Here is a 3285-nt window from a genome sequence, read left to right as displayed (position 1 = left end):
TGTCGCTTCGCCACCCCCCTTCCGGGGGCAACACCAGTGGCCCGGCAAAGCCGGTTCCACGGTGTTCCTGGATTGGCGGTCAAGGCGCGTTGCCCTGCGGCCCCACGGACGGCGGCGCCGCGCGACCGCTCGAGCCCGGCGAGAGCTTGCGGCCGAAGGCCTCACCCACGTTGCGCACCGGCCGGCTGGCTTTCTCCGACACGTTGTTGACGCCGCGCCGCGTGGCCGCATCCGCGCGGTTGACGCTGCGGCCCGCGGCGTCGGTGCCGCGCTGCACGCTGCCCACGACCTTGCCGCTGCGCGAGGGTGACTTGATGGTGTGAGCGCGTCGGGCCTGCGGCGGGTTGTCTGCGCTCTGGGCTTGCGCGCCCACCGGCAGCCACAATGCGGCGGCCATCGCCGCGACGAGCGATGTGCGAAAGATGTTCGAGAGTTTCATGGAGTCTCCTTGGTGTCGTCTGCTTCCGCTGCGGCCGCGCGTGCCATGCGTTCGCTCTTCCAATACACGTCGTCGCCGCCGTCCATCCGGTTGAGCACGCGCGCGAGCACGAAGAGCAGGTCGCTGAGCCGGTTGAGATATTGGCGCAGTGCGTCGTTGAGTTCGGCCGCCGCACCGAGCGCGACCACCGCACGCTCGGCCCGCCGCGCCACCGTGCGGCACACATGCGCGAGCGAGGCTGCGCGCGTGCCCGCGGGCAGGATGAATTCGGCAAGGCGCGGCAGCGCGGCGTTGTGCTCGGCCAGCGCGTTGTCGAGCTGCAGCAGCGCATCGGCCTTCAGCAGCGTGAAACCCGGCATCGACAACTCGCCGCCGAGATTGAAGAGCTGGTGCTGCACGTCGACCAGCAGCTCGCGCACGGGCTCCGGCATGGGCTCGCACAGCAGCAGGCCGATCTGCGAGTTGAGTTCGTCCACGTCGCCCATCGCGTGCACGCGCAGGTGGTCTTTCGGCACGCGCGTGTTGTCGCCGAGGCCGGTGGTGCCATCGTCGCCGGTGCGGGTGGCGATCTGGGAAAGTCGGTTGCCCATGGTGGCTCCTGTTTTTACAGCTCGACGGTCGAGGCGTCTATCTTGCCCGCGAGCCATTGCAGGCCCGCAAGATGCTGCTGGTCATGGCTGCAGAGGTAGTGGATGAGGCTGCGCATCGTGAGCGGGCCGTAGCCTTCGAACACGGCCGTGCGCGCGAGCTGTGCGTCGCTCAGGCTGGAGATGATTTCCATCGTCTGCACGCGCGCCATGCGGAAGTCGGCCAGCACCTTCGCCGCGTCGGCCGTGCCGTATGCACGCGCGATGGCCAGCGGCTCGCTGTCGATCGACGCCAGCGTCGGATGCGTCTCCTGCAGCGTGCGGCGAAAGCGCACGTGGTAGCCCTCGATCTCGATGTCGCGCACGTGGCAGAGCTGCTCGATGGCGGTGAAGGCCTCGCTGGGCACACCCTCCCACGAGGGCGGCGCCCAATGCCGGAAGGCCGTGGGAATGGCCGCGTAGTGGGCTTCCAGCTGCGACGGGAAGGCGGCGAGAGCGCTGAGGGTCGTGGGGTTCATGTTTTTTCCGAAGCGCATTATGGTGCGCGCTCCGTAGAATGGCCGATCACCCTCACGCTGCCAGGAGACACACGATGAACGCCCCGACCTCCACCTCGCACCTGATGCCGGAGCTTCATCTGCGCGACGTGCCTGCGGCCCTGATCGACGGACTGAAGGCGCGCTTCGGCGCCAACTGTTCCACGGCCATGGCGGTGCGCACGCAGCACGGGCGCGACGAATCTTCCTTCGATGCGCCGCCGCCAGCCGCCGTGGTGTTCGCAGAGAACACGCAGGACGTGGCCGACGCGGTGAAGCTGGCCAGCGAGCACAGCGTGCCGGTCATCCCCTTCGGCGTGGGCTCCTCGCTCGAAGGCCACCTGCTGGCGGTGCAGGGCGGCATCAGCATCGACGTGTCGCGCATGAACCGTGTGCTGTCGGTCAACGCCGACGACCTCACGGTGACGGTGCAGCCCGGCGTCACGCGCAAGCAGCTCAATGAAGAGATCAAGAGCACGGGCCTGTTCTTCCCCATCGACCCGGGTGCCGACGCGTCCATCGGCGGCATGACGGCCACGCGCGCCAGCGGCACGAACGCGGTGCGCTACGGCACGATGCGCGAGAACGTGCTGGCGCTCGAAGTGGTGACGGCCGCGGGCGACGTCATCCGCACCGGCACGCGCGCGAAGAAGTCTTCGGCCGGCTATGACCTCACGCGCCTCATGGTGGGCAGCGAAGGCACGCTGGGCGTGGTCACCGAGATCACGCTGCGCATCTACCCGCTGCCCGAGGCGGTGTCGGCGGCAATCTGCTCGTTCCCGAGCATCGAGGCGGCCGTGCGCACGACCATCGAGACCATCCAGCTCGGCGTGCCGATCGCGCGCGTGGAACTGATCGACGTGAACACGGTGCGCATGGTGAACGCCTACGCCAAGCTGAACCTGCGCGAAGAGCCGATGCTGCTGATGGAATTCCACGGCTCGCCGGCCGGCGTGAAGGAGCAGGCCGAGACGGTGCAGGAACTGGCCAGCGGGCATGGCGGCAACGCCTTCGAATGGGCCAGCACGCCGGAAGAACGCACGCGGCTGTGGACGGCGCGGCACAACAGCTACTTCGCAGCCGTGCAGTCGCGCCCGGGCTGCCGCGTGATCTCCACCGACACCTGCGTGCCGATCTCGCGCCTGGCCGATTGCCTGCTCGATTCGGTGGCCGAAGCCGATGCGAGCGGCATCCCCTACTTCCTCGTCGGCCACGTGGGCGACGGCAACTTCCACTTCGGCTACCTGCTCGACCCGAACATTCCCGAAGAGCGCGTGAAGGCCGAGGCGCTGAACCATGCGCTGGTGAGCCGCGCGCTGGCGCTCGAAGGCACTTGCACCGGCGAGCATGGCGTGGGGCTGCACAAGATGGACTTCCTGGTGACCGAGGCAGGCGTCGGCGCGATCGACATGATGCGCACGATCAAGCGCGCGCTCGATCCGAAGAACATCATGAACCCCGGGAAGATCTTCAGCCTCTGATCCGTTCGGGCGACGCCCCGTGAAAAAGCCCGGGGCTCTCGCGAGCCCCGGGCTTTTTTTTGTCGACGATGCGATCGGCGAGCGCGCTTACTTGCGGCGGCGTGCCGGTGCCTGCTCCGCCGGCACATAGGTCTGCGACGGCGCCGCACCGCCATCCACGCCCAACCGGCCGCCGCCGCCGAGGCCCTGGCCGCGCACCGTCTGCGCCTTGTAGCTGCGCAGCGAACGCACCATCTGGTTGA

4 protein-coding genes and 1 pseudogene are annotated in these 3285 nt (G+C 68.4%); 1 reads left to right on the top strand and 4 read right to left on the bottom strand.

What is annotated here, in order from left to right:
- Window positions 1-79: 79 nt before the first annotated feature.
- From PMI12_RS26110 to PMI12_RS26100, 3 genes are read right to left on the bottom strand one after another with little or no spacing between them, the layout of a single operon-like run.
- Window positions 80-439: a hypothetical protein gene (locus tag PMI12_RS26110; RefSeq protein WP_007838735.1), complete on the bottom strand. Its 360-nt coding sequence runs from the start codon at window positions 437-439 to the stop codon at window positions 80-82.
- Window positions 436-1029 carry a cob(I)yrinic acid a,c-diamide adenosyltransferase gene (locus PMI12_RS26105; RefSeq protein ID WP_007838734.1) on the bottom strand — a complete coding sequence of 198 codons (594 nt, stop codon included), beginning with the start codon at window positions 1027-1029 and terminating at the stop codon, window positions 436-438. Before PMI12_RS26105 ends, PMI12_RS26110 begins: the two co-directional genes overlap by 4 nt.
- Window positions 1030-1043: 14 nt before the next feature.
- Window positions 1044-1544: a DinB family protein gene (locus tag PMI12_RS26100; protein ID WP_042674434.1), complete on the bottom strand. Its 501-nt coding sequence runs from the start codon at window positions 1542-1544 to the stop codon at window positions 1044-1046.
- 74 nt (window positions 1545-1618) lie between these two features.
- Here PMI12_RS26100 and PMI12_RS26095 point away from each other — a divergent pair, with 74 nt between their 5' ends.
- Window positions 1619-3043: an FAD-binding oxidoreductase gene (locus tag PMI12_RS26095; protein WP_007838724.1), complete on the top strand. Its 1425-nt coding sequence runs from the start codon at window positions 1619-1621 to the stop codon at window positions 3041-3043.
- Window positions 3044-3130: 87 nt separating this feature from the next.
- Here the strand turns inward: PMI12_RS26095 and PMI12_RS29025 are convergent.
- Window positions 3131-3285, bottom strand: a pseudogene (locus PMI12_RS29025) (peptidoglycan-binding protein); the annotation flags it as partial.

It is taken from the genome of Variovorax sp. CF313 (assembly GCF_000282635.1).
Classification (GTDB): Bacteria; Pseudomonadota; Gammaproteobacteria; order Burkholderiales; family Burkholderiaceae_C; genus Variovorax.
This window is presented reverse-complemented; position numbering and strand designations above follow the sequence as displayed.